This is a genomic window from Streptomyces sp. NPDC002935 (assembly GCF_040611295.1).
In the GTDB taxonomy this organism is placed as follows: Bacteria; Actinomycetota; Actinomycetes; order Streptomycetales; family Streptomycetaceae; genus Streptomyces.
The window spans coordinates 59,922-84,389 of the sequence record NZ_JBEXNW010000005.1 but is presented as its reverse complement, the minus strand read 5'-3'; the positions used below and the strand labels follow the sequence as shown (position 1 = coordinate 84,389).

Here is a 24,468-nt window from a genome sequence, read left to right as displayed (position 1 = left end):
GGCGAACCGAACACGGGTTCGCCGCCGCATCGTGTGCCACCCCCGTCGTCGGCACGGCGACCACCGCATCGTGTGCCGCCCCCTCGCCGGCACGGCGACCACCGCAGGGTGTGCCGCCCGTCGCCGGAGCGGCGACGTCGAGCGCCGGCCCGGTGCCCGCTCCGTCCCGGAGGACCGGCCTCCCGGCCCCACGTCACACCCGCTCGGCGGCGTCTCGTTCGCCCCCCTTGCGCAGCGGCACGATCCCCGTCTCGGCCTTCTCCCGGGCCGCGCGCAACGCCTGCAGGCGTGGGGGCCACTTGCGGGTGTCGCGGGGTTCGACGTAGGGCTCCTCGGTCGGGGGCCGGCCGTGGGTGATGGCCCGCTGGCGGGCTACCTCCGCGTCGAACTCCAGGCCCAGGAGGATGGCCAGGTTGGTGAGCCAGAGCCAGACGAGGAAGATGATGGCCCCCGCGAGCGTGCCGTACATCTTGTTGTACGAGCCGAAGCCGGCGGCGTAGACGGCGAATCCCGCGGACGCGGACAGCCAGATCAGGGTGGCGACGACGCTGCCCGGACTGAACCAGCGGAAGCCGCGGCCGGAGACGTTGGGAGCGGCCCAGTACAGCAGCGCGATCATCAGCTCGACGAACACCAGCAGGAAGGGCCACTTGGCGATCGACCACGCCGTGATCGCGGCGTCGCCGAACCCGATCGCGGTCCCGGCCCGTTCGGCCAGTGGGCCGGTGAACACGACGATGACCGCGCTCGCGGTGAGGAGCAGCATCAGTGTGACGGTCAGCACCAGCCTCAGCGGCGTGACCTTCCAGACCGGACGGCCCTCCGGGAGGTCGTACACGGCGTTGGACGCACGGATGAAGGCGGCGACGTACCCGGAGGCGGACCACAGGGCCGCGACCAGTCCGGCGATCGCCAGCACCCCGCCCGTGCCGCCGCTGTCGCCGAGTTGCGCCACCGCGTCACGCAGGATCTCGCGCGCCGGGCCGGGCGCCAACTCCCCTACGTTGTCGAGGAGTTTGTTCGTGACGCGCTGCCCCATGACGCCCAGAAGGGACACCACCACCAGCAGTGCGGGGAACAGTGACAGCACGCCGTAGTAGGTCAACGCGGCGGCGCGGTCGGCGAGTTCGTCGTCCCGGAACTCCTTCGTCGTGCGCCATGCCGCGGCCCACCACGCCCGTGCGGGCAGTCCGGCAGGCCGAGCCTTCTCGGCAGGCCCGGCCTTCGTGTCCGTGTTCGCGTTGGTGTCCGTGTCCGTGTCTCTGTCCGGAAGAGCTCGCTGCTTCGATTCCGGTCGTCTCTCGTCCATGACGGGCGTGTTGCCCGGATCGCGCCGATGAAGCCTCGACGCGCCATCGGGCCGTCCGTTCCGGTCTTCATGCCCCGGCCCCGGGGGAGATCGCCGCGACGGAACCGCGACCCGCCGACGATTCGGATCGCCTGGACAAAAAAAGTGTTCGGTGGGATCGTGGAGGCATGTTGGACGTGACCGTGATCGAGGATGCCGAGGCCGCCGCCGTGTCGCTGGACCCGATAAGGGCCCGGCTGCTGGCCGAGCTGGCCGCCGGACCCGCGTCGGCAGCCATGCTGGCCGGCCGGGTAGGCCTGCCCCGGCAGAAGGTGAACTACCACCTCAAGACGCTGGAGCGGCACGGCCTGGTCGAGCTGGCGGGCGAGCGGCGCAAGGGCAATGTCACCGAGCGGCTGATGCGCGCGACCGCGGCGTCGTACGTCATCTCGCCCCTCGCGCTGGCCGCCGTACAGCCGGATCCGGACCGCTTCCGCGACCAGCTGTCCGCCCGCTGGCTGCTCGCGCTCGGCGCCCGGCTCGTCCGGGACGTCGGCTCGCTCGTCACCGGCGCAGCGAAGGCCCGTAAGCGACTGGCGACGTACGCGCTCGACGGCGAGGTGACCTTCGCCTCGGCCGCCGACCGGGCCGCGTTCATCGAGGAACTGACGGCCGGGGTCGGCGCGCTCATCCGCAAGTACCACGACGGGGACGCGGAGGGCGGGCGCCCGCACCGGATCGTCGTCGCCGTCCACCCCACGGTCAAACCCGAAGCCGTGACCGAAGCCGGAGCCGAAGCTGTGACCGGAGCCGGAGCCGGAGCCGGAGCCGGAGCCGGAGCCGTGACCGAAGCCGGAGCCGAAGCCGCGGCTGGGTCTGACGCCGTGGCCGGACCTGGACCCGAAGTCGTGGCCGGACCCGGACCCGCGGCCGGACCCGGAGCCGTCGCAAGGCCTGACGCCGAAGTCGCGGCCGAACCCGAAGCCGAGGCCGGACCCGAAGTCGTAGAAGCCCCCGCAGGGCGCGAAGCCGCCCGTTGATCACTCAGGAGCCATGATCATGTCCAAGGAATTCGAGATCGTCCGCGAGTACGAGGTCGACGTCCCGCCCGGCCAGGTGTGGGACGCGATCACCAGCGGCAGCGGCGGCTGGCTGTGGCCCATGGAGTACGAGCCCCGCGAGGGTGGGGCCGGCCCCTTCGGCAGCACCATCACCGCCTGGGACCCGCCGCACCGGCTGACCGTGCGCAGCGAGGACGTCCCGTTCCCGACGCAGAGCCTCAATCAGATCGACCACACCATCGAGGCCCGCGAAGAGGGCCGGCGTTCCTGGGTGCGGTATGTGCACAGCGGAATCTTCACCGACGACTGGGACAACCAGTACGACGGAGCCGACAAGCACACCGACTTCTATCTGCACACCCTGCGCGAGTACGTGACCCACTTCGCGGGCCGCCCGGTCGCCTTCGCGACCTTCGAGGGACCCGGCGCGTCCACGTCCTCCGACGCCTTCGCCGCCGTCGGACGGGCGCTCGGCCTCGCGGACGACACCGCTGAGGGCGCGCGGATCCGGGCAGAGGGGCCCGGCGGCCAGGTCTTCGACGCCGTGGTCGACTACCGCAACCCGTACTTCATCGGGCTGCGCACCGACAACGCGCTCATCCGCTTCTTCGGGCGCAACCGCTGGGGCGCGCCGGTCGGCATCAGCGTCCACGACTTCGCGCTCGACGCCGACGCCAAGGGCAACGAGTCCGCCTGGAAGGGCTGGCTCGACGGGGTCTTCGCCGGCTGACCAGCGCACCAGGACGACGAGCCCGGCCGGGCGGGAGTTCCCGCAGGCGGCGGGGCCCCGCCCGGCGGGACGTCCGCGCAGGCGAAGAGCCCGGCCCCCCGGACGACGGGGCCGGGCTCTCGCGTACCGGAGCGACTACGGACGGAACCGCAGCACCTGCGGGTCGTGGTCGCTGATCTGGTCGGAGAACTCCGAGTTGATGTGCACGCTGTCGTACTCCAGGCCGCAGTCCCTGCGTATGGAAGGGCTGACCAGGATCTGGTCGAGGACCTGGGCGTTGCCCTGGTAGTCGTACGTGTAACGCTCGCTCTTCGGCAGCGACTTGATCGCCGACCAGAGCTCGCCGTCGCCCTCCAGGATCTTGGCCGTGTCGGAGAACTCGAAGTCGTTGATGTCGCCGAGCGTGATGACGTCGGCGTTCTTCTGCGTCTTCAGGATCTCGTTGACGAAGGCGTTCACCGCGGTCGCCTGGGCGTGCCGCTGGACCTCCGAGCTGCGCGTCGGGGGCTGGTACTGCGCGGTCAGCCCCTGGTCGCCGCCCTTGGAGTTCAGGTGGTTGGCGATCACGAAGACCGTGTGGCCGCGGAAGACGAACTCGCCCGCGAGCGGCTTGCGGCTGCTCTTCCAGGCCGTGTCGGCCGGGGCCACACGGCCGGGGGACGCGGTGAGTTGCGCCTTGCCGTGCACCTTGGTGACGCCGACGGCGGTCGTCGAGTCGCCGCCCGCGCGGTCGGTGAAGGAGACCCGCTCGGGGTTGAAGAGGAAGACCTGGCGGATGTTGCCGCCGGGCTCGCCGCCGTCCTGGTCGTTGACCGGGTCGATGGAACGCCAGTCGTACGCCGGGCCGCCCGCCGCGACGATCGCGTCGATCAGCTTCTTCACGGTCTGGTCGGCGGCGACCGTGCCGTCGTCCGTCGCGCCGTTGTTGTCCTGGATCTCCTCCAGGGACACGACGTCGGGCGACTTGAGGTTGTTCACGATCGCGGACGCGTGGCCGTCGAACGAGGCGTCGCCCGGGTCCAGGTTCTCGACGTTGTACGTCGCCACCGCCAGCTCGCCGCGCGACTGCTTCTGCGTGGTCTCGCGCTCCAGGCCCCCCTTCTCCAGGGTGCCCAGCTGGTTGGCGACCAGGGTGTAGCCGCCGAACTGGTTGTAGTCGAGCGGACCCGCCGTGGTGCCGGTGAGCTTGTCGCCGACGTTCGCGGTCGGGAAGCCGGCGGTCGCGCCGAGCGACTGGATCTGGATCCGGCCCGTGTTCTGCGAGGTGTACGAGCCGTACACCGTGCCGCCGCGGCGGGTGGCGTGCTCGTGCGGCTTCACCGTGACCCACAGCTCCGTGTACGGGTCGGTGGCGGTGACCACGCGGGCGTCGGCGACCTGGACGTTCATGCCCTCGAGGGACTCGTAGTAGTCCAGGGCGTACGTCGCCGGCTCCAGGGTGAGGCCGTTGACCGAGCCGCTCGCGGCGGTGTCGCCGGTGGGGGCGTAGGTGTCCGGCACGGACTTGGCGTCGACGACCGTCGCGGCCGGGACGGCGTTGCCGCTGGAGACGACGGTGACCGTCGGCTTGGTGATCTCCGTGACCGACTGGTTGCCGCTGGAGGCGCCGCCCGGGACGTACTCCGAGACCGTGCCCGCCACCGTGACCGAGTCGCCGACGGCGACCTTGGGGGCGGAGCTGGTGAAGACGAAGACGCCCTCACTGGTGGCCGGGTCGGCGTCCGGGGCGGAGTCCTGGAGCCAGAAGCCCTTGGACGAACCGTAGGTCCGCACGCCGGTGACGATGCCGGCCACGTCCGTGACCTTCGTACCCGCGAGCGGGGAGGTCCGGGTGGTGCCCTGGATGTCGTGGATGTGGACGGTGTCCGCGTGGGCCGGTGTGGTGAGCACCACGGCGGAAATGGTGGAACAGACCGCGGCGACGGTCAGCGCGCCGATGCGCGCGGTTCTCTTGCTCGGCAAGGGAATCCCTCCGGGGACGTTCATGAGCGCCGGGACGAGGGTGGACGGTGGGGGGAGCGCGCCCTGCGTGCGGGCCAGTGACGCGCGTAGAAGAGGGCGGACCGTAGGGCCGTTGAACTTCTACGCGCGTCAATCTCGTGTGTAGCGAGGGGAGTTGTCAAGGTTTCGACGGTGTACGAGACCTGTCGGAGACGTGAACCGGGCGGCATGGGTGGAAATCCGTCTAGGCTGAGCAGTTGGCACGGACGTCCAGGGCTGCCTTCGGACTCTCTGTCCGCCGGTGCCCGGCGGGGTCCGGTGCCCGCCGTGGCCGACGGTGACCGCAACCGTTCGGCGCGGCTTCGGGCGAAAGCCCCGCGTGAACCGCTTGCCCTGCTCGTCGTGGTTGTTCGGAGGAGAACTCAGCCGATGTCAGACAGCTCTTCCTTGCCGCCCGTGCGGCTGCACTCCGAGGCACGGCTGGCGCGGGACGCGCTCGCCGCGCCGCTGTTCTCCCGCGCCGCGCGGCTGGCCCGCTGGGCGGGTCCCGGCACCCGGGTCGGCGCGGGGGGCGAACTCGTCGAGGAACAGCTTCCCGAGGCGGCCGACGTGCTCGGCCTGTCCGGCGACGACGCGGCCGCCTCCGCCGGTGAGGCCTGGCGGGTGGCCGTCGACACCGGGCTCGTCGAGATCGCGGACGACGAGGAGGGCACCGTCGTCGAGGGCGAGGACCTCGCCCTGCTCACCTCCGGCGCCCCGCAGGACGTCCTCGGGGTCTGGCTCGGCGCGCTCGACATCGTGCTGGCCGACGCGAGCGTGCCCGACCTCGACGATCTCGTCGACGCCATGGCCGAGGGCGGCGAGATCGACCTCTCCGCCCTGGACTGGGACCCGGAGGCGGAGGCCGAGTTCCTCGACGGCGTGCTCGGCAACCTGTACCTGCTGACCGTCGGCGAGGGCGCGCTCGGCGAGGTGCCGGTGCCGCTGCCCGCGCTCGCCGCCTCGATGATCGTGCCCGACGACATGGGGGAGCCCTCCAACGACGTCCTGGAGCAGGTCTCGGACGCCATGATGCGGCTCGACGACCAGTTCCGGCTGCTGGAGCCCATCGGCCTCGTCGACTTCCAGCCGGTGGACGAGGCCCTGATGACCGACTCCGACGAGGAGCCGGCCGCCGTCGACGACATGGACGTGTCACGGTACGGGGTGGTGCGCCTGACCCCGCTCGGTCTGTACGGACTGCGCGCCCGGCTGATCGAGGCGGGCTTCTCCGCCCCCGCGGTGGGCGAGCTGGTGGACAAGGGCGCGGACACCCTGCTGGACGGCACCGCGGGCTTCCCCCCGGCGGCCGCGCAGGCCGAGATCGAGCAGTGGCTCGCGCTGCGTGAACCGCTGTCCGCCGCACGGGAGTTGCTCTCCGCGGCGCGCGGAGCGGACCCGGGCGCCCCGCTGCGCCGCCTGCACTGCCAGCAGGCCCTCTCGCTGGTCGGCATGGAGGCCGGGCCCGCGCTGCGCGAGGTGCTCGGCGACGCCGAACTGGGCGGTCTCGCCCGCGTCTGGCTCTCCGAGCACGGCGCACCCGACGTGCCCCCGCCGTCCGAGGCGATGGTTTTCTGGCTCACCATCGACACGGTGGCGGCTCAGCTCGCCGCCGAAGGAAACTCCGCCGAGCTCCAGGCACTGGTCGAGGGCCTGGCCCAGCAGCACAGCGGCTTCTTCGACACGGTCTGGCGGGTCGAGCACCCCGCAGCCCCCGACGTCCTGGAAGCCATGGGCCGTCTGCACCCCGACAAGAAGGTCGCCAAGGAAGCCCGCAAGGCGGCGTTCAAGGCGCGGTCGCAACAGGGAACGTGAGCGGGTAGGCCGCCTCATCCGGGCGGACTCTTCTCCGGAAGCCCGCGTTCCCCTGGGCCGGTGGGGTGGATTCACGCAAGGGGGACCCCTGAAGTCGGCGCGCGTTCAACTCGCGTTCAGACGGGGGCGGGACGGTGTGGCCGCAAACCGAGGCCGCCACCCGCCCCCCACGACAGTCCGAGTCCACCGTCACAGGAGACATCACATGTCGCTCACCCGCAGGGACTTCGCCAGACAGTCCGCGATCACCGGTGCAGGCGTCGCCCTGGTCGGCAGCGTAGGCGCCCTCGCCACCGCCCCCAACGCTCTCGCCGCCACGGAGACGGACACCGACGGCGCGGGAGAGGAATCGGCGGCCGGACACGGCGGCGTCGGCTACGGTCCGCTCGTCACCGACCCGAAGGGCCTCCTCTCGCTGCCCAAGGGGTTCTCCTACCGCGTCATCACCTACAGCGGCAGGACCAAGCTGGAGTCGGGCGAGTTCACGCCCTCCAACCACGACGGAACGTCCACCTTCGAGGGCCCGCGCGGCGCCACCCTCCTGGTCAACAACCACGAGCTGTCCGGCGCCCGCTCCAAGTGGGCCTACCCGGTGCCGCTCACCGAGGGCCTCGTCTACGACCCCGCCGCCTCGGGCGGCTGCACGGTCGTCGAGGTGCGCGGGGACAAGGTCGCCGAGTGGGTCGGCATCGCGGGCACCGCCACCAACTGCGCCGGTGGCAACACTCCTTGGGGCACCTGGCTCACCTGCGAGGAGACCGAGGACAAGGCCGGCGTGAACGGCATGACCAAGGATCACGGCTACGTCTTCGAGGTCGACCCCGAGGACCGCCGTCGCAACAAGAACCCCAAGCCCATCAAGGCACTCGGCCGCTACGCGCACGAAGCCGTCGTCGTCGACCCCAAGCGCGGCCGGCTCTACCTCACCGAGGACGCCTCGGGCCCCAACGGCCTGCTCTACCGCTGGACGCCCCCGCAGGGCTTCGAGCACGGCCACGGACAGCTCGCCACCCTCGCCGACGACGCCGGATCGCTCCAGGCCTTCAAGTGCTTCGACTCCGGCGGCAAGTACGTCGACGACCTCTCCCGCGCCACGAAGATCGGCACCGTGTACGGCGTGGACTGGGTCGACGTCCAGGACCGTGACGCCAAGACCGTCTCCGTCCGCAAGCAGTTCACCGACGGCCAGGTCACCCGCGCCCGCAAGCTCGAAGGCATGTGGTGGGGCGACGGCGGCATCTACATCGTCTCCTCCTTCGCCCGCACCGAGAGCCCCGGCCTGGCGCACGACGGAGCCGTCTGGTTCTACGACCCCAAGCGCCGCACCCTGACGCTGAAGGTCCTCATCGGCGTGAACCCGAACCCGTCCGTCGACGGCGCCTTCGACGGCCCCGACAACATCACCGTCTCCCCGTACGGCGGTCTGGTCATCGCCGAGGACGGCGAAGGCGTCCAGCACCTCTTCGGCGCCACCGAGAACGGCCGCACCTACCCGATCGCGCGCAACGAACTCAACATCGGCACCGCCGAGGCGCCGGAGTACAGCGAGTTCACCGGCGTCACCTTCTCGCCCGACGGCAGGACCCTCTTCGCCAACATCCAGGTACCCGGCATCATGCTCGCCATCACCGGCCCCTGGAAGCGCCAGAAGCGCTGCTGAACCTCCGCCGGGTTCCCGGCCATTAATTCGCTCGCCCGACGCGCGGCCGCCTCCTAAAGTGATGCATGTCCAGGTGCGAAGGCAGGACCTACTTCCACTGATAATGGGGCGGCCGCGGGTTCGAGTCCCGCCACCGGTACAACGCGCCGGTGTAGCTCAGGGGTTAGAGCACCTACGTCGGTTCCGCCGACCTGAACTCTGGACACCACAACTTCACGCACCTCCCGGTGCGCGGGCCGCGGCTACTTCTCTCTCAAAGAATCCACGCCGCGGCCGACTTGATCTCGGGAGGCGCAGCTCATGGTGGGTGCCCGGTGCGCAGGCAACGGTTACTTCATTTGGGATCAGAGGGCTGCGGGTTCAAATCCCGTCATCGACTTCGGGTCGGTGTAGCTCAATCGGTAGAGCATCTGCGCAAGTCCGTCGCCGATTCCTGACCTCGGGCACCCTCCATTTGCTGTGCCTCCCTCCGAAACTCTCATGAATTCGGGGGAATTCACCATGGCACGCTTCAACACCAAGGCGGCGAAGGCCCAGCCGACCTCTCGCGTGACGTCCACCGGCCGTGTACTGCGGACGCACCAGGGCGGCCGCGGCCAGGAGCGCGACGCACGCTCCGAGCTCTTCCTCCTGGCGATCGCCAACTTCGTGTCGCAGCAGACCTTCTACGAGGCCGGCGCGGCCCGCGACGACCGGTTCGCCGCGCTCGTGCGCGAGCTCGCCGTCACCGACCCGTCCTGGACCGCCGCCCTGCTCGGCTGGCTGCGCGGCGAGGGCAACCTGCGCACCGCCTCGCTCGTGGGCGCCGCCGAGTACGTGAAGGCACGCCTCGACGCGGGCGCCACCGACGGCCCCGCCAACCGGCAGGTCATCGCCTCCGTGCTGCGCCGCCCCGACGAGCCGGGCGAGCTGCTCGGCTACTGGACCTCCCAGTACGGCCGCAACGTGCCCAAGCCCGTCAAGCGGGGCATCGCCGACGCCGTACGACGTCTCTACAGCGGCAAGTCGCTGCTGAAGTACGACACGGCGTCCAAGGGCTACCGCTTCGGCGACATCCTCAACCTCGTGCACGCGGCGCCGGACCCCGACAAGCCGTGGCAGGGCGACCTGTTCCAGTACGCGCTGGACCGGCGCCACAACCCGGACACGGCCGTCGTCCCCAAGTCGCTGCCCGTGCTCGTCGCCCACCGCGACCTGATGGCACTGCGGCCCGCGAAGCGGCGCAAGGTCGTGACCGGCGCGCACGGCGCGCAGCGCCTGGCGGACGCGGGCATGACCTGGGAGGCACTGGCCGGCTGGCTGCAGGGACCGATGGACAAGGCGGCCTGGGAGGCCGTCATTCCGTCCATGGGCGCGATGGCGCTCGTCCGTAACCTGCGCAACTTCGACGAGGCGGGCGTCAGCGACGAGATGGCGGCGCAGGTCGCCGCGAGGATCAGCGACCCGGCGGAGGTCGCGCGCTCGCGGCAGTTCCCGTTCCGCTACCTGGCCGCCTACCAGCACGCGCCGTCGCTGCGCTGGTCGTACCCGCTGGAGCAGGCGCTCGGCCACTCGCTGGCCAACGTACCCGCGCTGCCCGGCCGGACGCTGGTGCTCGTGGACCGCTCGGGCTCGATGTTCTACTCGCGGCTGTCGGAGCGCTCGGAGCTCAACCGGGCCGACGCGGCGGCGATCTTCGGTACGGCGCTCGCGCTGCGGGCGGCGGACGCGGATCTCGTCGAGTTCGGCACCACCAGCAAGCGGGTGGAGTTCCGCAAGGGCGAGTCGGTGCTCAAGGTCATCGAGCGGTTCGGCGACCTCGGCGGCACCAACACGAGCGAGGCGGTCCGCGCGCACTACAGGAAGCACGACCGGGTCCTCATCGTCACCGACGAGCAGGCCGCGTACAGCCACTTCGGCGACCCGACCGAGCAGGTCCCGGCGCACGTACCGGTCTACACGTGGAACCTCGCCGGCTACCGCGCGGGCCACGGCCCGTCGGGCAAGGGGAACAGGCACACCTTCGGCGGGCTCTCGGACGCGGCTTTCCGGATGGTGCCGCTTCTGGAGTCGGCCAGGGACGCGGACTGGCCCTGGGCCTGAGCGACGGGTGCGGCTTCCGGGCCGCGGCGACGCGTACGGTTCCTGGACCTGATCGGCACGTGCGGCCCGCACTTCGGTGCGGGCCGCACGCTGGTGTCTGGCGGGACGAAGGCCCCGGTCAGAGCGACTGGGCCGCCGGCTTCACCATGCCTCGGACCGTGCGGGACTTGACGAAGTCGCCCATGGCCGTCATTTCCCATTCGCCGGAGAACTGCTTGATGAGCTTGGCCATCATGACGCCCGTCTGGGCCTCGGCGTTGGTGAGGTCGAAGCGGACGAGTTCCTCGCCCGTGGCGGCGTCGAGGAGGCGGCAGTAGGCCTTGGCCACCTCGGTGAACTTCTGGCCGGAGAAGGAGTTGACCGTGAAGACGAGGCCGGTGACCTCCTGGGGGAGTCGGCCGAGGTCGACGGTGATCACCTCGTCGTCTCCGCCGCCCTCGCCCGTGAGGTTGTCGCCGGAGTGCTTGATCGCGCCGTTCACGATGGAGAGCTTGCCGAAGTAGCAGCTGTCGATGTGGTTGCGCTGCGGGCCGTACGCGATGACCGAGGCGTCCAGGTCGATGTCCTTGCCGCGGAACGCGGGCTCCCAGCCGAGGCCCATCTGGACCTTGGCGAGGAACGGGCTGCCGCCCTTGACCAGGGAGACCGTCTGGTTCTTCTGGAGGCTGACCCGGCCCTTGTCGAGGTTGATCTTGCCGGTGGCGGCGGGGGCGGCCACGGGGGGAGCCGGGGGAGCCGGCGGAGCGGCCGGGGCGGGCGGGGCGGTGAAGCGCGGGTCCACGGCCGGGGCCGGGGGCTGGACCGCGGGGGCGGGCTGGGCGGCCGGAACGGGTTCCTCCACGCTCACGCCGAAGTCGGTGGCGATGCCCGCCAGGCCGTTCGCGTAGCCCTGGCCGACCGCGCGGGCCTTCCACGCGCCGTTGCGGAGGTAGACCTCGACGATCACCAGTGCCGTCTCCGCGCCCAGCTGGGGAGGGGTGAAGGTGGCCAGCACGGTGTTGTCGTCAGCGTTGCGGATCGTCGCGGTGGGTTCGATGCCCTGGAACGACTGGCCCGCCGCGTCGGGACTCGCCGTGACGACGATCTTCTCGATGCCCGGGGGCACCGCGGTCGTGTCGACGGTGATCGCGTCCGGGGCCGTGCCGCCGCCCGAGCGGTAGGTCACGCCGGGTCCGGTGGGCTGGTTGTAGAAGATGAAGTCCTCGTCGGAGCGCACCTTGCCGTCGGCGGTGAGCAGCAGGCTCGACACGTCGAGCCGCACCGGGGCGGTGACGTCCACCGTCACGCGCGAGACGGGGAGAGGGATGTTCGAGCCGGGCGTCATAGCTGTCATGACTGGGGTAACGAGCAAAGGTGCTTTACCGTTCCCTTACCCAAGAGTGAGTTGCGGGGGCGTAAGATCTTTCGCCCCCGCCGCTCGGATCGGCGTTCAGGGCACTACGACGATCTTCCTTCCCACGCCGGACGCGAACTGTTCCAGCGCCTGGGGATAGCCGGCCAGCGGGACGCGGTGGCTGATGAAGACCGACGGGTCGAGGACGCCCGCGGCGAAGAGTTCCGCCGCGCGTTCGAAGCTGTGCAGCACGGCCATCGAGCCGGTGATGGTGATCTCCTGGTTGTAGACGCGGTACGGGTCGATGGTGACCCGGGTCGCGTAGTCCGCCACGCCGAACTGGAGGAAGGTGCCCGCCTTCGCCACCCGGTCCAGGCCGTCCTGGATCGCCGCCGCGTTGCCCGTCGCGTCGACGACCACGTCCCAGCCCTGGGGGCGGTCCAGTTCGTCGGCGCTCGCCGCCGACGCGGAGACGCCGAGGAGCCGGGCGGTGGCCAGCCGCTCGGGGTTCACGTCGACGACGTCCACGCTCGCCGCGCCGGTGCGCTTGGCGAGCTCCAGCATCATCAGGCCCATCGTTCCGGAGCCGTAGACGAGGACGTGGGCGCCGAGCCGGGACCGCAGGACGTCGTAGCCGCGGACGGCGCAGGAGAGCGGTTCGACCAGGGCCGCGTCCTGGGTGCCGACGTGATCGGGGAGCTTCACGCAGTTCGCGACGGGGGCGGTCGCGTACTGGGCGGCGCCGCCCGCGGTGGTCACGCCGATCGCGGCCCACCGTTCGCAGAGGTTGTTGTGGCCCGTACGGCAGTACCGGCACTCGTAGCAGTACAGGGAAGGGTCGACGGCGACCCGGTCGCCGATCGCGAGCTCGGTGACGCGGGTGCCGACGCCGACCACCTCGCCCGCGAACTCGTGGCCCGGCACGATCGGCAGCTTCGGCGCGAACTCGCCCTGGAGGATGTGCAGATCGGTGCCGCACAGGCCGCAGGCGGCGACTTCGACCACGACCTCGCGGGGGCCCGGCGTCGGGTCCGGGACCTCGGCCACGACGGCGCGGCCCACGGACTCGATGACTGCGGCCTTCATTTCACGGCTCCCAACGACAGGCCCTGGACCAGCTTGTCCTGGGCGGCGAACCCCGCGGCGAGCACCGGCAGGGAGATGACGAGCGACGCGGCGCACACCTTCGCCAGGAACAGGCCCTGGCTGGTGATGAATCCGGTCAGGAAGACGGGGGCCGTCTCGGCGACCACACCCGTGAGCACCCGGGCGAAGAGCAGCTCGTTCCAGCTGAAGATGAAGCAGATCAGGGCAGTCGCCGCGATACCGGGGAGGGCGATGGGGGCCACGACGCGGGCCAGGACCGTCGGCAGCCGCGCGCCGTCGATCTGCGCGGCCTCGATCACGGCGACCGGTACCTCGGCGAGGAACGACTGCATCATCCACACCGCGATCGGCAGGTTCATGGAGGTGTAGAGGACGACCAGGAGCCAGATGTTGTCGAGCATGCCGGTGTTCTTGGCGAAGAGGTAGATCGGGAGAAGGCCCGCCACCACCGGGAGCATCTTGGTCGACAGGAAGAAGAACAGGACGTCCGTCCACTTCTTCACCGGGCGGACCGAGAGCGCGTACGCCGCCGGGAGGGCCAGCAGCAGGACGCAGAGGGTGGACACCACCGACGCCACCGTGGAGTTGACGAGCGCGGGCCAGGGGCTCGCGCCGCCGCCCGTGCCGAAGAACTCCCGGTAGCCGTCGAGGGTCAGGGCCGCGCCGAAGGACGGCGGGTTCTTCGCCGCGTCGGACTCGGAGTGGAAGGAGGTCAGGGCCATCCAGGCGATGGGCAGGAAGAACACGACGCCCAGCACCCAGGCGGCCAGGCCCAGGCCGGTTCCCTTGGTGCGGCGGGGACGGACGTGTGGCGCGGTGGCGCTCATCAGCGGGACACCTCCTCGCGGAACAGGGACGACACCACGCGCAGGGCGAAGGTCGCGATGACGATCGAGCCGATGACCACCAGGACGCCGGCTGCGGAGGCGAGGCCGTTCTCGTGGGCCTGGTAGAAGCTCTGGTAGACGGTGTAGGGCAGATTGGCGGTGCCGAGGCCCCCGGAGGTGAGGGTGAAGACCGCGTCGAAGTTCTGGACGATGTAGATCGAGCCCAGCAGGGCGCCCAGTTCGAGGTAGCGGCGCAGGTGGGGGAGGGTGAGGTGGCGGAAGACCTGCCAGTCGTTCGCGCCGTCCACCCGCGCCGCCTCGATCTGCTGCTGGTCGCGGCTCTGCAGTCCGGCGAGCAGGATCAGCATCATGAACGGCGTCCACTGCCAGACCAGGGAGGCCTCGACCGCGAGCAGCGGGGTGGTGGAGATCCAGTCGGGCTGGGGTCCGCCGACGTAGTGCAACAGCCCGTTGAGCAGGCCGTATTCAGGGTTGTAGAGCACGTGCTTCCACAGGAGGGCGGCGGCGACGGGGACCACCAGGAACGGTGCGATGAGCAGGGTGCGGACGATGCCGCGCCCCCGGAACCTCCGGTCCAGGAGCAGGGCCAGGAGCAGGCCGAGGACCAGACTGACCAGGACGACGGTGACGGTCAGCAGGATCGTCGTCCAGACGGAGTGCCGCAGGTCGGCGTCGGTCAGGACGTCCGTGTAGTTGCCGAGGCCGGTGAAGTGGCGGGCCTTCGGGTAGAGGGCGTTCCAGTCGAAGAACGAGATCACCAGCGTGGCCACGAAGGGCAGCTGGGTCACCGCGATCATGAAGATCAGGGCCGGGAGCAGGGGGCCGCGGGTGGCCCAGGCGCGCAGCCGGGCGGACGGTTGCCGATGGGTGCGTGCGGGAGGAGCGGCCACGCGGGCCGTTGTCGTGGCGGTCATCGTCCCTCGTACTCCTTGGAGATCTTCTCGGCGAGTTTCTGGGACTTGCTCAGCGCCGAGTCGACGGACTGGCGCCCGGCGATGGCCGCGCTGATCTCCTGCGAGACCTTGGTGCCGAGGTCGGTGAACTCGGGGATGCCGACGAACTGGATGCCGGGCGCGGGGCGCGGCTGGACGCCGGGGTCACGGGGCCGGGCGCCCTCGATGGCCTCGCGGGTCATGTCCTGGAAGGCCCCGGCCTCCTCGCGGTAGGCGGCGTTGGTGTAGGTCGAGGCGCGTTTGCCCGCGGGGACGTTCGACCAGCCGGCGGTGTCCCCGACGAGCTGCTCGTATCCCTTGCCGGAGGCCCAGGAGATGAACTTCCAGGCCTTGTCGGAGTTGTGCGAGGCCTTCTGGAGTCCCCAGGCCCAGGTGTAGAGCCAGCCGGAGGACCCGGTCTTCTCGACCGGCGCCGGTACGTAGCCGAGCTTGCCCTTGACCGGGGAGTCCTTGGCCTCCAGCAGGCCCGCGGCGGAGGTGGCGTCGTACCACATGGCGGTCTTGCCCTGCGTCATGTTGTTGAGGCACTCGGCGAAGCCGGACTGGGCGGCGCCGGACTCGCCGTGCTCGCGTACGAGGTCCACGTAGAACTTGGTCGCCTTCTCGAACTCGGGGGAGTCCAGGCGTGCCTGCCAGTTCTTGTCGAACCAGGTGCCGCCGAAGGTGTTCACCACGGTGGTGAGCGGGGCCATGACTTCGCCCCAGCCGGGCAGTCCGCGCAGGCAGATGCCCTTCATGCCGGACTCGGCGCCGTCGGCCGCGGCGGCCAGCCGGCCCACCTGGTCCCAGGTGGGGTGCGCGGGCATGGTCAGGCCCTTCGCGGCGAACACGTCCTTGCGGTACATGAGGAAGGACGACTCGCCGTAGAACGGCTGTCCGTAGAGCTTTCCGTCGTCGGCGGTCAGCGACTGCCGCATGGGCCCCAGGATGTCCTGCTCGTCGTACGCGCTGTCCTGGCGGACGTACGAGTCCATCTCGTGCAGCCAGCCGTTGCGGGCGTAGATCGGTATCTCGTAGTTGGACAGGGTGGCGACGTCGTACTGGCCGGCCTGGTTGGCGAAGTCCTGGCTGATCTTGTCGCGGACGTCGTTCTCCGGCAGGACGGTGAAGTTCACCTTGATGCCGGTCTCTCGGGTGAAGTGGGCCTTGGTGAGTTTCTGCAGCTCGACCATCTGCGGGTTGTTGACCATCAGGACGTTGATGGAGTTCCCGCCGGAGCCCGTCCCGCCCGCTCCGGTCCAGCAGCCGGAGAGGAGCGGGGTGAGCAGCGTCCCTGCGGCGGCCGCGGCGAGCAGCACGCGCGGCCTCCGTCGGCTCGGGGTTCGCATGGATCACTCCTGGAGGAAGGGGGAGACAAAGGGCGGCGCGAGGCATGGGGGTGCCCCGGAGTGGGTGAATCGGGCCTGCACATGGGGTGGAGAGGGGAGTGGGTCGGGTTTCAGACGCGGATGACCTGCGGGCCCTGGAGCGAGTAGCGATGTGCCTCGGACGCCGGGAGCAGCGTGCTCGTGACGATCGCCTCCAGGGCGCTGATGTCGGCGAACCGGCAGAAGCTGACGGCGCCGAACTTGGTGTGCACGCCCGCGAAGACCGTGCGCCGGGAGGCCCTGATCGCCTGTGCCTTGACCTCGCTGACCGCCGGGTCGGGGGTGGTGAGGCCGTGTTCGCGGGAGATGCCGTTGGCGCCGATGAACGCCAGGTCGATGACGAAGCCGGCGAGCATCTTCGTCGTCCAGTGGTCGACGGTGGCGAGCGTGCCGGGGCGGACCCGGCCGCCGAGCAGCAGGACGCTGGTGTTCTGGGCTTCGGCGAGCGCGCCGGCCGTGGCGAGGGAAGCGGTGACCACGGTCAACGGCCGGTCCCTGGGCAGCGCTTCGGCGATGAGCTGCGGGGTGAACCCCTCGTCGACGAAGACGGTCTCGGCGTCCCCGACCAGTTCGGCCGCGGCGGCGGCGATCCGGCGTTTCTCGGGCACGTGGCTCGTGGTGCGGAAGGCGAGCGTCGTCTCGAAACCGGCGCTCTCCACGGGGTAGGCGCCGCCGTGGGTGCGGCGCACCAGACCGTGGTCCTCCAGCGTGCGCAGATCGCGCCGTACGGTCTCCTTGGCGACGCCCAGTGTGGCGGCGAGTTCGGTGACGTCGACCGAGCCCGTGCGGCGCGCGGTCCGGACGATCTCGCGCTGCCGTTCTTCCGCCGTCATCGCCGTCATGGCCGTCACCCGCTCCCTCACGCTCAGCCGCGCACTGTCCGTTCGGGCCCGGTGGAGGCCCTTGAGGGAAGTTCTACAGCGGGTATCGGCCACTGACCAGGTCTGTTGCATGCCCGATGCTGCCCGGCTGTGCCCGTTCGGCGCCGTGCCTGGCCGCGGCGGACCTGGGGTGGAGCGGGGGAAGAGGGGGGATCGGGCAGGGTCCGTGCCCGGACACGGGGGCGGGCGGGCCCGTTCGGTGCCCGCCCGCCGTCCCGCTTCCCGCCGCCGCGTCAGTACGGCCAGATCGGCGGGTGCGTCGTGAAGTGGCCGCCCAGGTGGGCGTGGTCGGGGTTGTCCGGGTCGAGGTCGCCCTGTTCGGCGATGAGCTTCTCGGCGTACGGCTCGGAGTCGTCGCGCGGTTCGTAGCCGAGCGCCCGCGCGGTCGAGAGGTCCCACCACAGGCGGGTGTTGGCGGACGAGCCGTGGACGACCGTGTGCCCCACGGCCTCGGCGGTCAGGGCCGCGTGGAAGAGGCGGGCGCCGTCCTCGGGGCTCATCCAGACCGAGAGCATGCGCACGCTGGTGGGCTCCGCGAAACAGGACCCGATGCGCACCGAGACCGTCTCCAGGCCGTGCTTGTCCCAGTAGAACTGCGCCAGGTCCTCGCCGAACGACTTGGACAGGCCGTAGAAGGTGTCCGGGCGGTGCGGGGTGTCGATCGGGATCAGGGGATCGTCGCCCCGCGGGCGCGGGGTGAAGCCGACCGCGTGGTTGGAGGAGGCGAAGACGACACGGGGTACGCCCTCCTCGCGCGCCGCCTCGTACAGGTTGTACGTCCCCTCGATGTTCGCCTTGAGGATCTTGTCGAAGGAGGCCTCCAGGGAGATGCCGGCGAGGTGGATGATCGCGTCGACGCCTCGCACCGCCTCGCGCAGCGCCGCCCGGTCGGCGAGGTCCGCGGTGATCGCGTCGGGCTCGCCCTCGATCGGGAGCACGTCGAGCAGACGCAGCTCGTAGCCGTACCGCGGCAGCAGTCCGCGCATCAGGGTGCCGAGTCCGCCGGCGGCGCCGGTGAGCAGAACGGTGCGGGGAGCGGGCATGCGGGGGTTCTCCTCGGTGCGGGCCGATGCGTCAAGGCGGAGGCTCCGCCAGGCGGCCGTATTCGTGTACGACATTCACATCCGTGGACACGCTAAGGAGCGCTGACGTGCCGCGTCAAGTGTCGCGCGGAGGGGGGAAATCCGCCTCCGTGTTGCGGGTTTGCGTGCTTGACCGGCCCCGAGGTGGCGGCTTAGCGTGGATGCGTTCAGAAATATAGACGTGGATCAGAAACATGCACTCGGTGGCACCTTTTTTTAGGGAGAGTCCGTGACGTCAGCCCCTCTTGCCGCTCGGCTGAGCATCCCCAGCGGGCCGCTCTTCTTCCCCGTCACCGCGTACGGCCCCGACGGCTCCGTCGATCTCGACGTCTACCGGGAGCATGTGCGGCGCGGTGTCGAGGCCGGAGCCGCGGCGGTCTTCGCGTGCTGCGGCACCGGCGAGTTCCACGCGCTCACGCCCGAGGAGTTCGAGGCCTGCGTGCGGGCGGCCGTGGAGGCGACCGCGGGACGCGTGCCGGTGGTCGCGGGCGCCGGATACGGGACCGCCCTCGCCGTGCGCTACGCGACGCTCGCGGAGACCGCCGGGGCCGACGGGCTGCTCGCCATGCCGCCGTATCTCGTGGTGGCCGGGCAGGAGGGTCTGCTGCGGCACTACCGGGAGGTCGCCGCCGCCACCTCCCTGGACGTCGTCGTCTACCAGCGGGACAACGCCGTCTTCACCCCCGAGAGCGTGGTCGAGCTCGCGCGCACCGAGGGGATCATCGGCTTCAAGGACGGGCTCGGCGACCTGGACCTGATGCAGCGGATCGTGAGCGCCGTACGCAGCGAGGCGCCAGGCGACTTCCTCTACTTCAACGGCCTCCCGACGGCCGAGCTGACGGGACTCGCCTACCGGGGGGTGGGGATCACCCTGTACTCCTCGGCGGTGTTCTGCTTCGCCCCCGAGATCGCGCTCGCCTTCCACCGGGCGCTGAACACCGGGGACGACGCGACGGTGAACCGGCTGCTGGACGGCTTCTACCGGCCCTTCGTGGACCTGAGGGCGCGGGGACGCGGCTACGCGGTCGCCCTCGTCAAGGCGGGCGTCCGGCTGCGCGGACTGGACGTCGGCGAGGTACGCCCCCCGCTGAACGAACCGACCGAGGACCATGTCAAGCAGCTCGCGCAGCTGATCGACCGCGGGTACGCGCTCCTTGAGGAGGACAAGTGAGAACATCCGCGTTCCTGTACCCCTGGGACGTCAACGGGGACCCGGAGGCTGCCGCCAGGACCGCCGGTCTCGGCGTACGCCAGGTGACGCTCGCGTCCGCGTACCACTCCACCCGCGCGTCGACGCCCCGCCACCCCCGGCACCGGATCGTCACGGCCTCGCACGCCGCCGTGCTCCACCCGGTGGACGAGACGCGGTGGCAGGGGCGCGCCCTTCGCCCGTACCCGGCGGGCGACTGGGCGCCCGGTGACGCGTACGGCGAGGCCGCCGCCGCGCTCGCCGGGGCCGGGCTCGACGTCCACACCTGGGTCGTGCTCGCGCACAACTCCCGTATGGGGGAAGAACATCCGGCGACCTCCGTCGTCAACGCCTACGGTGACCGCTACCCCTGGGCCCCCTGCGTGGCCCAGCCCGCCACGCGCGCCTACCTCGCCGGCCTCGCGGTGGAGGCCGCGGTCCGGCCCGGTGCGTCCGGTACCGAACTGGAGTCGCTCGGCTGGTACGGGCTCGCCCATCTGCACGCCCACGACAAGATCGGCGGAGTGGCGCTCGGGGACGCCGGGCAGTACCTGATGTCGCTCTGCTTCTGCGCCGCGTGCCGGGAGGGGTACGGGAGGCAGGGCCTCGACGCCGGCGAGCTGGCGGCCGCCGTACGCGGGGCGCTGGAGCCGGTGTGGCGGGGGGCGCCGTCGGACGGCGGCTGGGCCGGGGTGGAGAAGCTGCTCGGGGCGGAGAGGGCCGGGGCCACCCGGGCGTGGCGGGACGGGGTGGCCCGGTCGCTCCAGGAGGAGACGGTCGCGGCGGTCCGCTCCGCCGCACCGGCCGGTTTCCAGGTGCTCCTGCACGCCGACCCGGTCTCCTACCACTGCGGAGCCAACGCCGGAGTCGACCCCCGGCACATCCTGTCCGTGGCCGACGGGGTGGTCGTGCCGTGCACCGCGGGCGCCGGGCCGCTGACCCCGTTCGCGGAGGCGGTGGAGGCGGGCGCGCGGGGGCGGGTCCTGGCCGCCAACTTCACCGTGGTGTCGGGCATGGGAGGCCGGCCGGACAGCCTGGCGGCGGACGTGGCGGACGCGGTCGCGCTGGGGGCGACGGAACTGCGGCTGTATCACGCCGGGTTGGCATCGGATCGGGACCTGGAGTCGGTGCGGGAGGCGCTGGCGGGGCTGGGCTAGAGGAGTTCTGTCGTGCCCTCGGTCCGCCGCCCGGGCCGGGGTGCCCGGAGCAGGGAGCCCAGGGGCCCCAGCAGGATCACGCCCAGCGCGGGGAGCAGGACGCGGTGGTCGACGAGTTCCACCAGGCCCGCCCCGAGGGCCAGGCCGATGGCGTTCGGGGCGTACAGAAGCGTGTTCGAGGTGGCGGAGACGCGGCCCAGCAGGTGGGCCGGTGTCTCCCGCTGGACCGCGGTGAAAGCGGCGATGAGCGGGCAGGGCAGCCCGACCCCCACGGCCGCGCCGGCCGCGAGGGCCACCGCGTCGGACGGAACGGCCCGGAGGACGACCGCGACGGCGGTGAGGGCGATCCCGCAGGCGGCGAAGCGCTGTTCGCCGAGCCACCGCAGCAGCGTCCCGGACACGAGCCCGACGGCGACCGAGCCGGCGCCCTGCGCGACGTACAGGACACCGACGTACGCGGGGGAGTGGCCCAGCCCCTCGGCCACGGCGTAGACCGTCGCGCCGTTGATCCCCGCGAGGAGCATGGTCGTACCGCCGGCGAGGACCAGGACCCGGAGCCGGGGGTTTCGCCGGAGGTGGCGGACGCCTTCCGCGGTGCGGGTGCCCAGGCTCCCGGCGGACGTCCGGACCGGCGGGGTCTCACGGATTCCCAGCAGCGCGTACACGCCCGCCGCCAGCGCGAACGTCACCGCGTCCAGGAGCGCCACCCGCGCGCCGCCGTACGCGGCGTAGAGACCCGCCCCGGCGAGCGGGGCCACCAGTTTCATGCCCTCGTTGGCCGTCATGCGCAGGCCGTTGAGGTCGCCGAGGAGGCGCTTGTCGATCGCGCCGGCCAGCAGCGCGGACTCGGCGGCGTCCTGGACCACGCCCGCCGTGCCGTAGACCAGGAGCACCGCGAACAGGATCCACAGGCGGCCCGGCCCGTCCACGGTGAACAGGACGGGCAGGAGCGCGGCCAGGACCAGATTCGTGCCGATGAGCAGGGGGCGGCGGCGGGTCCGGTCGGCGAGGGTGCCCAGGGCGGGGCCGATCGGAGTGGGGGCCCAGAGGGCGAAGACGCAGAGCGCCGCCAGACCGTCCGAGCCCGTCAGATCCTTGACCCAGATGCCCGAGGCCAGCCACATCGCCGACGACCCGAAGCCGGAGACGACCACTCCGGTCAGATACAAACCGGCGTCGCGATCGCCCAGAACCCTCGCCACTGTCCATGTCATGGCAGGTGATCGTGGTTCTAAGGCGGGCCCGAGGGGATCGGGCAACCGCCTTAGGGCCTGTCCGGCGGATCATGCCGGAGACGCGGGGCCTGGCACGCCCACCTGCGGCGTTGTCGTCGGTTGCCGATGCTCCGCATCGACGCCCTCCTCCGCCTTGCAGTTGGACGCACCAGGCCTCGCTCACGTGCGCTGATCAGGCGCCGCAGGTTTCCTCCGACTTGATCCGCCGGACAGGCCCTAGACACGGGTGCCGCCGGGGCCCGCCGACGGACGACGGCTCAGCCGGTCGCCCCAGGGACGGGGCGCCGCCTGCCCGGGGGGTCCCTCAGTCCTTCAGCAGCGCGCAGACGAAGTTCTCCTCGACCTTGCGCAGCTCCTTGAGCAGTTCCGGCTTGCCGGCCTCGTTCACCTGGGTGGTGAGCGAGAAGGTCAGTGACCGTCGGCCGTCCGGGGTGGCGGCGATCAGCTGGGTGTAGCCGGGGAAGTTGCCGGTGTGGCCGAGGACCACTCCGCAGCGGGTGGAGTAGCGGAAGATCGCCGCCCCCGCCTTGTTCTTGCCGGGTCCGGCGGGCTCCGAGGCCCCGTCGATCCAGCGGCGCTGCTCGCGCAGGGTGGCCTTGGAGATCAGGGCCCCGCCCGCGTACCCGCGGATGAACCGGGTCAGGTCCGCCGGAGTCGAGATGATCCCGCCCGACGCCCACACGCCCGAGGCGCTGAGCACCTCGCTGATGTCCTCCGGGGGGTTCGGCGGCTGGACGTCGTAGCCGTGCATGTACGGCTCGGGCATCTCGAAGCCCTGCGGGAGGCTCGTGTCGCGCAGGCCGAGCGGCCGGTAGACGAGCCCGCGCAGCAACTGCTCGTAGCGCTTGCCGGTCGCAGCCTCGGCCATCAACGCGACCGCGATGTTGTCGGAGTTCGAGTACTTGTACTGCGATCCCGGCCGGAACAGCAGCGGCTCGCCGGCCACGTAGTCGAGCAGCCGGCGCGAGTCGAAGTGGTGACGGGGATCGGCGTTGAGGATCTCGAGGAACTCCGGACTCCGGGTGTAGTCCGGCAGCCCGCTCGTGTGGTTCAGGAGCTGGCGCAGCGTCACGGCGTGCCACTTCCGCGGCAGCGACGGCAGCAGACGGCCGATGGTGTCGCCGAGGGAGAGCGCGCCCCGGTCCACCAGGCCCAGCGCCACGGCACCGCTGAACGCCTTCGCCGTACTGGCGATCCGCGTGTGGTCGTCGGGTTCGATCGGACGACCGCTTTCGATGTCGGCCACTCCGGCGCGCAGGACGCGGGACTCGCCCTCCCGGCGCATGACGGCGATGACACCGGGCGGGCCACCGGGGCTGCGCACCAGTTCCTCGAGCTGTTCGCGCAGCGCGCGGTCGTGGTCGCGGCCGGCGGACGTTCCGTCGGCGTCGGCCGGTGCGGACACGACGCCGGTCAGACAGGTGGCGGCCAGCAGGGCGCCGAGGGACAGACGCAGCCGGGGGCGGCGGGGCAGTGGCATGGGGTTCTCCCGAGTCGGGCGGGGGGCCGGGGCACGCCCAGCTTCGGCCCCGGGCGATCCACCCGCCCGCGCCGCTGCTGCATACGGAGGAGCGCGCCGCCCGGTTTTGGGCCGTCCGGCTGTTCCGGTACGAGAGTCCGGGTTCGGGGAACCGATGAGTCCCGGGTGCGGGGACCCGGGTTCGGGGAACCGATGAGTTTCGCGTGCGGGCCGGGTCTACTCCATGGGGCCGCCCCCCACGGGTCTCCCCCAGGAGTGGACACGAGTTCTGAGGAGAATCGGATGACCGGCCAGACTTTCGACCTGGGGCCGCAGGCCCTGATCGTGGCGCGCCTCGCGGACGGTGTCACGGACGACCAGCTCGGCGGGGCGACTCCGTGTCCGGAGTACGCGGTGCACAACATCCTGGGGCACCTGGCCGGACTGTCCGTCGCCTTCCGTGACGCCGCGCGCAAGGACCTCGGTGCGACGACCGACACGAGCCCGGCCTCCGCCGTCCCCGACATCGGGCCCGGCTGGCGCGAGGCCCTGCCGAAGGCGCTCGACGGACTCTCGGACGCCTGGAGGGACCCGGCCGCCTGGTCCGGGATGACCCGGGCGGGCGGAGTGGACCTGCCGGGCGCGGTGGCGGCCGCGGTGGCCGCCGACGAACTCCTGGTGCACGGCTGGGACCTGGCGCGGGCCACCGGCCAGGAGTACGCGCCCGACGCCACCGCCCTGCAGGCCTCGTACGAGTTCCTCAGCGCCGCGGCCGAGGACCCGACCCGGGGCGGGGGCATCTTCGGCCCCGTCGTCCCGGTACCCGACGACGCTCCCCTCCTCGACCGCGTGATCGGCCTCAGCGGCCGCGACCCCGGCTGGAAGCCGTAGCGGGGGGAGCGGGAAGCGGAGAGCCGTGAGGCGTCTTCACCGCATTGCGGAAGCACATGGATCCGGCGCCTCCGGGGGCGCCCTGGATCTCCCGTCTCCACGCGGACCCGCCGCGCCGGCCTCCTGCCCGTGGAGTACGGGTTCGGGCGCGCGGCGGCCCGGCTCCCGGGTCGGTGACCTCCGAGTCGACCTGTTCCCCTGAGGGACCCTGCCTCGGCCTCCGTCGCGGAAGCGAACACCGGACCAACCGCGTTCGGGGGGCTGGGGCCGGGGCCCGCCGTCCCTCGCGGTCGGCCCGGCACGGCACGTCACGTGAACTTCCCTTGTCGGAAGCGTTGACGAAGCACGGT

At 71.4% G+C, this 24,468-nt stretch carries 18 protein-coding genes and 1 pseudogene; 8 read left to right on the top strand and 11 right to left on the bottom strand.

Annotated elements, in window-relative coordinates; translation table 11 throughout:
* Positions 1–193 precede the first annotated feature (193 nt).
* Positions 194–1,309, bottom strand: a complete 1,116-nt coding sequence (locus tag ABZX90_RS08065) for a YihY/virulence factor BrkB family protein (RefSeq protein WP_355202496.1) — start codon at positions 1,307–1,309, stop codon at positions 194–196.
* A gap of 167 nt (positions 1,310–1,476) precedes the next feature.
* On the opposite strand from ABZX90_RS08065, the pseudogene ABZX90_RS08060 reads away from it, so the two are divergent.
* Positions 1,477–2,055: pseudogene (locus ABZX90_RS08060) on the top strand (helix-turn-helix domain-containing protein); the annotation flags it as partial.
* A 292-nt stretch (positions 2,056–2,347) separates the two neighbouring features.
* Entirely contained in the window at positions 2,348–3,079 is a 732-nt protein-coding gene (locus ABZX90_RS08055) for an SRPBCC domain-containing protein (RefSeq protein WP_355202493.1), read from the top strand.
* Positions 3,080–3,214: 135 nt separating this feature from the next.
* Here the strand turns inward: ABZX90_RS08055 and ABZX90_RS08050 are convergent, their stop codons facing one another.
* On the bottom strand, positions 3,215–5,041 hold the full coding sequence (locus tag ABZX90_RS08050) for an endonuclease/exonuclease/phosphatase family protein (protein ID WP_355202490.1): 1,827 nt from the start codon (positions 5,039–5,041) through the stop codon (positions 3,215–3,217).
* 408 nt (positions 5,042–5,449) lie between these two features.
* Between ABZX90_RS08050 and ABZX90_RS08045 the strand changes: the two genes are divergently transcribed.
* From ABZX90_RS08045 to ABZX90_RS08035, 3 genes are all read left to right on the top strand, one after another.
* Complete coding sequence (locus tag ABZX90_RS08045; RefSeq protein WP_355202487.1) at positions 5,450–6,874, top strand: hypothetical protein; 1,425 nt, start codon at positions 5,450–5,452, stop codon at positions 6,872–6,874.
* Between the two features lie 205 nt (positions 6,875–7,079).
* Complete coding sequence (locus ABZX90_RS08040; RefSeq protein WP_355202484.1) at positions 7,080–8,534, top strand: alkaline phosphatase PhoX; 1,455 nt, start codon at positions 7,080–7,082, stop codon at positions 8,532–8,534.
* A gap of 501 nt (positions 8,535–9,035) precedes the next feature.
* Positions 9,036–10,616 (top strand): TROVE domain-containing protein, encoded by a 1,581-nt coding sequence (locus ABZX90_RS08035; RefSeq protein WP_351129453.1) that lies wholly within the window; start codon positions 9,036–9,038, stop codon positions 10,614–10,616.
* Positions 10,617–10,734: 118 nt separating this feature from the next.
* On the opposite strand, the gene ABZX90_RS08030 is transcribed toward ABZX90_RS08035, so the two are convergent.
* The 7 genes from ABZX90_RS08030 to ABZX90_RS08000 form a co-directional block, all read right to left on the bottom strand.
* Positions 10,735–11,940, bottom strand: coding sequence for a TerD family protein (locus tag ABZX90_RS08030; RefSeq protein WP_351129521.1), 1,206 nt, complete (start codon positions 11,938–11,940; stop codon positions 10,735–10,737).
* A 105-nt stretch (positions 11,941–12,045) separates the two neighbouring features.
* Complete coding sequence (locus ABZX90_RS08025; RefSeq protein WP_355202481.1) at positions 12,046–13,035, bottom strand: zinc-dependent alcohol dehydrogenase family protein; 990 nt, start codon at positions 13,033–13,035, stop codon at positions 12,046–12,048.
* Positions 13,032–13,883 (bottom strand): carbohydrate ABC transporter permease, encoded by an 852-nt coding sequence (locus ABZX90_RS08020; protein ID WP_351129457.1) that lies wholly within the window; start codon positions 13,881–13,883, stop codon positions 13,032–13,034. The genes ABZX90_RS08025 and ABZX90_RS08020 overlap by 4 nt, the downstream gene beginning before the upstream one ends.
* Positions 13,883–14,818 carry a sugar ABC transporter permease gene (locus ABZX90_RS08015; RefSeq protein ID WP_351129460.1) on the bottom strand — a complete coding sequence of 312 codons (936 nt, stop codon included), beginning with the start codon at positions 14,816–14,818 and terminating at the stop codon, positions 13,883–13,885. Before ABZX90_RS08015 ends, ABZX90_RS08020 begins: the two co-directional genes overlap by 1 nt.
* Positions 14,815–16,185: a sugar ABC transporter substrate-binding protein gene (locus ABZX90_RS08010; protein ID WP_351129462.1), complete on the bottom strand. Its 1,371-nt coding sequence runs from the start codon at positions 16,183–16,185 to the stop codon at positions 14,815–14,817. Before ABZX90_RS08010 ends, ABZX90_RS08015 begins: the two co-directional genes overlap by 4 nt.
* Before the next feature lie 110 nt (positions 16,186–16,295).
* Positions 16,296–17,066, bottom strand: coding sequence for a DeoR/GlpR family DNA-binding transcription regulator (locus ABZX90_RS08005; protein ID WP_351129464.1), 771 nt, complete (start codon positions 17,064–17,066; stop codon positions 16,296–16,298).
* Positions 17,067–17,338: 272 nt separating this feature from the next.
* Positions 17,339–18,148, bottom strand: a complete 810-nt coding sequence (locus tag ABZX90_RS08000; protein ID WP_351128149.1) for an NAD(P)-dependent oxidoreductase — start codon at positions 18,146–18,148, stop codon at positions 17,339–17,341.
* Between the two features lie 268 nt (positions 18,149–18,416).
* Between ABZX90_RS08000 and ABZX90_RS07995 the strand changes: the two genes are divergently transcribed.
* Both ABZX90_RS07995 and ABZX90_RS07990 read left to right on the top strand, forming a co-directional pair.
* Positions 18,417–19,358, top strand: a complete 942-nt coding sequence (locus ABZX90_RS07995) for a 5-dehydro-4-deoxyglucarate dehydratase (protein WP_351128147.1) — start codon at positions 18,417–18,419, stop codon at positions 19,356–19,358.
* Complete coding sequence (locus tag ABZX90_RS07990; RefSeq protein WP_351128145.1) at positions 19,355–20,533, top strand: hypothetical protein; 1,179 nt, start codon at positions 19,355–19,357, stop codon at positions 20,531–20,533. The genes ABZX90_RS07995 and ABZX90_RS07990 overlap by 4 nt, the downstream gene beginning before the upstream one ends.
* Here ABZX90_RS07990 and ABZX90_RS07985 read toward each other — a convergent pair.
* Positions 20,530–21,747 (bottom strand): MFS transporter, encoded by a 1,218-nt coding sequence (locus tag ABZX90_RS07985; protein ID WP_355202474.1) that lies wholly within the window; start codon positions 21,745–21,747, stop codon positions 20,530–20,532. The genes ABZX90_RS07990 and ABZX90_RS07985 overlap by 4 nt on opposite strands.
* A 325-nt stretch (positions 21,748–22,072) precedes the next feature.
* Positions 22,073–23,248 (bottom strand): serine hydrolase domain-containing protein, encoded by a 1,176-nt coding sequence (locus ABZX90_RS07980; RefSeq protein ID WP_351128141.1) that lies wholly within the window; start codon positions 23,246–23,248, stop codon positions 22,073–22,075.
* Between the two features lie 282 nt (positions 23,249–23,530).
* On the opposite strand from ABZX90_RS07980, the gene ABZX90_RS07975 reads away from it, so the two are divergent.
* Positions 23,531–24,118, top strand: a complete 588-nt coding sequence (locus ABZX90_RS07975; RefSeq protein ID WP_351128139.1) for a TIGR03086 family metal-binding protein — start codon at positions 23,531–23,533, stop codon at positions 24,116–24,118.
* Positions 24,119–24,468: the final 350 nt, after the last annotated feature.

Excerpts from the sequence above, each read along its gene's own strand:
- ABZX90_RS08065 (WP_355202496.1), bottom strand. The coding sequence starts at position 1,309 with ATGGACGAGAGACGACCGGAATCGAAGCAGCGAGCTCTTCCGGACAGA.
- ABZX90_RS08055 (WP_355202493.1), top strand. The coding sequence starts at position 2,348 with ATGTCCAAGGAATTCGAGATCGTCCGCGAGTACGAGGTCGACGTCCCG.
- ABZX90_RS08045 (WP_355202487.1), top strand. The coding sequence starts at position 5,450 with ATGTCAGACAGCTCTTCCTTGCCGCCCGTGCGGCTGCACTCCGAGGCA.
- ABZX90_RS08040 (WP_355202484.1), top strand. The coding sequence starts at position 7,080 with ATGTCGCTCACCCGCAGGGACTTCGCCAGACAGTCCGCGATCACCGGT.
- ABZX90_RS08035 (WP_351129453.1), top strand. The coding sequence starts at position 9,036 with ATGGCACGCTTCAACACCAAGGCGGCGAAGGCCCAGCCGACCTCTCGC.
- ABZX90_RS08030 (WP_351129521.1), bottom strand. The coding sequence starts at position 11,940 with ATGACGCCCGGCTCGAACATCCCTCTCCCCGTCTCGCGCGTGACGGTG.
- ABZX90_RS08025 (WP_355202481.1), bottom strand. The coding sequence starts at position 13,035 with ATGAAGGCCGCAGTCATCGAGTCCGTGGGCCGCGCCGTCGTGGCCGAG.
- ABZX90_RS08020 (WP_351129457.1), bottom strand. The coding sequence starts at position 13,883 with ATGAGCGCCACCGCGCCACACGTCCGTCCCCGCCGCACCAAGGGAACC.
- ABZX90_RS08015 (WP_351129460.1), bottom strand. The coding sequence starts at position 14,818 with ATGACCGCCACGACAACGGCCCGCGTGGCCGCTCCTCCCGCACGCACC.
- ABZX90_RS08010 (WP_351129462.1), bottom strand. The coding sequence starts at position 16,185 with ATGCGAACCCCGAGCCGACGGAGGCCGCGCGTGCTGCTCGCCGCGGCC.
- ABZX90_RS08005 (WP_351129464.1), bottom strand. The coding sequence starts at position 17,066 with ATGACGGCGATGACGGCGGAAGAACGGCAGCGCGAGATCGTCCGGACC.
- ABZX90_RS08000 (WP_351128149.1), bottom strand. The coding sequence starts at position 18,148 with ATGCCCGCTCCCCGCACCGTTCTGCTCACCGGCGCCGCCGGCGGACTC.
- ABZX90_RS07985 (WP_355202474.1), bottom strand. The coding sequence starts at position 21,747 with ATGACATGGACAGTGGCGAGGGTTCTGGGCGATCGCGACGCCGGTTTG.
- ABZX90_RS07980 (WP_351128141.1), bottom strand. The coding sequence starts at position 23,248 with ATGCCACTGCCCCGCCGCCCCCGGCTGCGTCTGTCCCTCGGCGCCCTG.
- ABZX90_RS07975 (WP_351128139.1), top strand. The coding sequence starts at position 23,531 with ATGACCGGCCAGACTTTCGACCTGGGGCCGCAGGCCCTGATCGTGGCG.